Origin of the sequence: Mesorhizobium sp. M0139 (genome assembly GCF_040322455.1) — a bacterium.
In the GTDB taxonomy this organism is placed as follows: Bacteria; Pseudomonadota; Alphaproteobacteria; order Rhizobiales; family Rhizobiaceae; genus Mesorhizobium.
On sequence record NZ_JAMYTN010000047.1, the window covers coordinates 1 to 1,479 of the forward strand.

At 61.9% G+C, this 1,479-nt stretch carries 1 protein-coding gene; it reads right to left on the bottom strand.

Annotated elements, in window-relative coordinates; all coding sequences use genetic code 11:
- A partial coding sequence (locus NKJ58_RS31435) for a KUP/HAK/KT family potassium transporter (protein WP_352854711.1) occupies nucleotides 1-1,241 on the bottom strand: 1,241 nt, incomplete at its 3' end.
- Nucleotides 1,242-1,479 lie beyond the last annotated feature (238 nt).

Below are 1,479 nucleotides of genomic sequence, written 5' to 3' on the forward strand. Positions count from 1 at the left end.
GCCACCCACAGGCGCCATTTCCAAATGCGCGTCATGACGACGAACAGCAGCACCGTCGTCACCAGCATGTTGCCGGTCACCGAGATGCCATAGGCGGAGGCCAGCTTGCTCGATTCGCCGAAACCGACGACCAGCAACATCACCGCCAACGCCAGCAAAACATTGACGCGGGGCATGTAGATCTGGCCCGACTGCCGTTCCGACGTGTGCAGGATTTCGAGGCGCGGAAGCATATTGAGCTGCACCGCCTGCCGGGTCAGCGAGAAGGCGCCGGAGATGACCGCCTGGCTGGCGATAACCGTCGCCGCGGTTGCCAATACCACCATCGGGATCAGCGTCCAGCCTTCGTTCATCTCGAAGAATGGATGGCCGACGTGACCGTTCTTCGCCAGCACGAAAGCGCCCTGCCCGGCATAGTTTAGCAGCAGGCAGGGAAACACGATGGCCAGCCAGGCGAGCACGATGGGCTTGCGGCCGAAATGGCCGAGATCGGCATAAAGCGCTTCGGCGCCGGTGACGGCGAGGAAGATGGCGCCGATGGTGACGAAGGCGACATCGGGCGAATTGATCAGGAAGGCGACGATGTAGTGCGGGCTGACCGCCCACAGGATTTCGGGATCGGCGATGATGTGGTTCAAGCCCGAAAGACCGATAGCCAGGAACCAGACCGCCGTGATCGGCCCGAAGATCAGCGCCACACCGCCGGTCCCGAAGCGCTGCACCGAAAACAGGATCGCAAGGATGACCAGCGTCAGCGGCACGACGTAGGGCTGGAAGGTCGGGGTAACGACATTCATGCCTTCAACCGCCGAAAGCACCGAGATTGCCGGCGTGATGACGGCGTCACCGAAGAACAATGACGCGCCGACAATACCGATGGCCAGGATGATCGCCGAGCGGGTCGGGAAACTGCCGCGCGCCAGCGCCATCAGCGACAGCACGCCGCCCTCGCCTCGGTTGTCGGCTCTGAGCACGAACATGATGTATTTGATGGTGACGATAATCGTCAACGACCAGATGATCAGCGACAGCACGCCCAGAATATCGCCGCGCTCGGCGATTTCGCCGCCGGAGGACGCAACAAGCGCTTCCCGGAAGGCGTAGATCGGGCTGGTGCCGATGTCGCCATAGACCACACCGAGCGCGCCCAGCATCAGAACTTTGGTGCTGTGCTGTTCGATTTCGGGATGGCTCGATTGTTCGACGGGTTCTGCCTCAATACCAGCATTGGTAAGGGCCATGGACGACACTCCGATAAGCGCGCGGTGCTCTACGCTTGCTGCGATGCAATATCAAGTGCCGTGACGGTAGGGCTACCATGTTCCCAGCGCAGGGCTTGCCCCGCAATGACCGGTGCGTGGCGTCAAAGGCTGCCGGAAACCTCAGATCGCCACCTGCGTGCCGATCTCGACCACACGTCCGGTCGGGATCTGGAAATACTCCGTCGCATCGGCCGCCGAGCGGGCGAGCCCGATGAAC